At 33.2% G+C, this 3,730-nt stretch carries 4 protein-coding genes; all 4 read left to right on the top strand.

Annotated elements, in window-relative coordinates:
- Positions 1 to 400 precede the first annotated feature (400 nt).
- Complete coding sequence (locus ACJMLH_RS06860; RefSeq protein WP_405276064.1) at positions 401 to 1,318, top strand: DUF5655 domain-containing protein; 918 nt, start codon at positions 401 to 403, stop codon at positions 1,316 to 1,318.
- 453 nt (positions 1,319 to 1,771) lie between these two features.
- Positions 1,772 to 2,962, top strand: a complete 1,191-nt coding sequence (locus ACJMLH_RS06865) for a hypothetical protein (RefSeq protein ID WP_405276066.1) — start codon at positions 1,772 to 1,774, stop codon at positions 2,960 to 2,962.
- Positions 2,962 to 3,135, top strand: coding sequence for a hypothetical protein (locus ACJMLH_RS06870; RefSeq protein ID WP_405276068.1), 174 nt, complete (start codon positions 2,962 to 2,964; stop codon positions 3,133 to 3,135). Before ACJMLH_RS06865 ends, ACJMLH_RS06870 begins: the two co-directional genes overlap by 1 nt.
- Positions 3,132 to 3,730: hypothetical protein (locus ACJMLH_RS06875; RefSeq protein ID WP_405276070.1), on the top strand; the 599-nt coding region annotated here is incomplete at its 3' end. The genes ACJMLH_RS06870 and ACJMLH_RS06875, both read left to right, overlap by 4 nt.

Raw genomic sequence — 3,730 nt, forward strand, 5'->3', positions numbered from 1 at the left:
ACCTATACCACGCCTCCCACTTCGGCCTCCTTTCGGTCGGCCTCGGGTCGGCGTGGTTATGGTGGGGCGAATTGGCTCGCTTATAACATGGGTATGGCAGGTGGCTTGATCCAAAACCAATATTTCACCATGACTATTTTTCGCAACAACTTCAACCTATCAAATACTTGATGTTACTGTCAATTAAATTAAATCAAAATGTATTGCATACAATATAATCATATGTGTATTACATTAACGGCAAGGGTATTAAAAAACAATTTACATTTCAACTGTGCATATACATTAACTACATTTCAAAAGCAAGTTTCTATTAACAAATGGCAGTCGTTAATGTTAAGTTAATCATATTTTATATACTCTTAAAAATAAAATACATATTATATTTTCGGTGAGGGTCATGCCAATCTATAATATTGATAATGAAAAATTAACTCCTATTAAACAGGTTAAATTTAAAAATGAAAGAGAATTGCAAACTTTAACGGAGAAAAACTTGGAAGAATTATTTGGTTTAAAATTTGTGGCTACTGAGTTTCAAGTTGATAATTTAAGAATTGATACATTAGCATTCAATGAAGAAACCAAATCTTTTGTCATAATTGAATATAAGAATATTAAAAATTATAGCGTTATTGATCAGGGGTATAGTTATTTGTCTCTCCTGTTAAATAACAAAGCTGAATTCGTTTTAAAATATAATCTTGTATTTAACACTTCATTATCAAAAGACGAGTTTGATTTTTCACAAACTAGTGTGATGTTTATCTCTCCAAGTTATACTACTTATCAATTGAAGTCTGTTGAGTTTTCTGATATAGCTTTTGAGTTATGGAAAGTTGTTAAATATTCCAATGGAACAGTATTATATGATAAAGTCAATAATACTAACAACACTGCTTCAATAAAACAAATTACAAATTCAGATAATACAAAACAGAAAGTAAATAGAGAAATTAAAAAGTACACGGAAGAGGATACATTATCCGGAAAACCAGATGATATAAAATCATTATATTATGAATTAAAAGAGTTTGTATTATCAAATTATGATGATGTTGAAATCAATCATGTAAAATATTATTTTGTTTTCAAAGTCAATAATAAGATAGTTGCTTCAGTATCTGTCTTATCTAAGTCTATTAAAGCTTGGATTAATTTAAAAGAAACAGAACTAAATGATCCTGATAATAGGATTAGAAATGTTGCCAATGTTGGTCATCATGGTGTTGGTGATTATGAATTTAAAATCACCTCTGAAAATGATTTTTACTACTTTGATAAATTATTTAAACAATCTTATGATGAAAAAATTTAGATTGATAATGTTATTTCAGCTATTGAATCCTTAATGTTAATGTCATTATAATCAATAGCTACTTTTTATTTTTAATTTTATGGTGTGTGTATTACATTAACGGCAAGCACTGTTAATCTTGTTTTAATCTCAAACCTTGCATATATATCGCAGTGCAAGGGGAAAACACTTTTTAAATTCGCAATCGTTAATGTTAATGTCGATTTCATTTTTGCTATCGTTAATGTTAACGTTAATGTCAATTAAATCAAAAGTAAGTTTCTTGTTTTAATTATATGGTGCAGTTCTTATATTAACGGCCGTGGTTGTTAATGTTGGACTTGTTCTCAACCCTTGCATATATATCAAAGTGCGGGGGAAAACAAAATCCGAATATTGAATCGTTAATGTTAATGTCAATTATTACCTTGTTTATTATATATTTTATATAAATCAAATAATAAAAATTAAATCATGACATTGCAGAAGAAATTACAAATCAATATTGTCATGAGTAATTACTATCAACGGAGCGGTAGCTATTCATCCAGCTACGATTATATATTCTTGGATAATTTAGCCAGCAGTTCTTACTCCAATTATTTCAGAAGTGATTTGAAAAACCTGAAAATCAAAACTTCCAATGGTACTGAATGTCAAGTATTATACATTCCAGCTTATGGATCACAACCTGCAGCTATACTTGCAAGAGTTCCTGTTGGCCAGATCTCACAAACCACAAAGCTATTGCTGGATGTCTATGATACAGGAACAACTTTCAGCAGCACATTATCGACTGGTGGGGATGTGATAATGTTTGATGCAAACTCTGATACATACTCAAACTTTTTCATGAATTACTCAGGTTTATCATCAAATAATGATTCAACAGATGGAGGTCATTTTTTAAGAGCTAGATTTGTTCCCAACCTTGATGGGACATCTCCAACTGATTTAATCACTAATGTTGCTTCAGGCGGGAGTTTAAGTAACGGCCGTGTTACCATTGCACGATTCAAAAGAATTGCCGGTAATGTTAGTGTTAATGATAATGCAACATATCATGGTACAACAAGTGGAAGTGTCATGATGCAATCAGACTTTAATCTCACAATGTACCAGGAAGATTTGAAGTCTACCCTCCTAACATTCGCAGGTAATGAAAAATCATATTGTATGTTTAACGGAGCGGAAACTTTAGTAATGGCCAGTTCCTTTGATGCCTATGCTTCTGGAAGTGATAGTGAGGGAAACTGGAAACAATACCATATACATGGCCGTGTAGGAACGGGAACATCAAATACATCAGATTATCTTGAAGGATTCCTTAGAAACAATCCAACAAAAATATATCAAAACAATTATGCTGAAGTGCAGATCTCTCCGGAATGGTATGCAACAAGTCAACTTGAAGACTACAACTATGTTGATCTAAAATGGCTTATCATATTTCCATCTCCATTATTTGCAGCCAATGGCATTCCAACAGTAACAGTAACAAAAAGAGATAAAACGGGCATTCGCTTATATAAAGGAAGTCATGAATATACTAAGGCCTACAAAGGCGCAACGTTAATGTGGGATGCTAATGATAGTGACATGGACGATACTGGACTTCACATTCCAGATAAAATAATTAATCATAATTGGGATTGGGTGTTCTAATGGAAAAACAAATATCAAAACTTAAAACGGATTTGGCAACAAGAAGTAATGAAACGGCGGTGTTACGGGATTTAATTGATTATGCTGAGGATATAATTCTGGAACAGTGCAGTGATTATTATATTCATCAGTGGTTGAATTATAAAGAAAATAGATTGGAGCTATTAAAATGATTATTGATTATGATGATGCAGCTACTATTGCTCACGGCCGTGGATATCCAACAGGCCTTGAACATTCAGAGAAGATGGACGTTATTGCTTGTTTACTTGATGAAGGCGAGCGTACATATGTTAATGATGAACATACGGCTTGGATTTGTTCCAATCAATGTGCAGTCGGTGATATGGTAACATTAGACAAAGCCTCAACAATGGAGCACACAATAGTTAGGAAAGCGCAGGCAGGTGAATTGGCCTTCGGTTATCTTTTAGGTAAAGTCCAGGTCAAGTCATCCGGACTTACATTAGTTACTGTGGCCGTGTTAGGTGATGTCTTTAGATTGAAACTTAAACGGCCGGTGCCTGAAGATATTGTTCCAAATACAAGAATCTACATTGACAGTGACGGGCTGTGCAATCCTGTTGAAGGCCATGACCTAAGGCTATTGTCAATCGTTAATCTAAAGGAAAACCAAACAACAGACTACATTAGAGTCTATAGGCAAATGTCTGAGGTTGAAATGTATCCTGAATCTCAGAACTGTATTGATCTTGGGGATTGCAATTTCGAACAGGATGAAATAACTCACGTTGTTAATATGATCGT

The sequence above is a fragment of the Methanobrevibacter sp. genome (assembly GCF_045116495.1).
Taxonomy (GTDB): Archaea; Methanobacteriota; Methanobacteria; order Methanobacteriales; family Methanobacteriaceae; genus Methanocatella.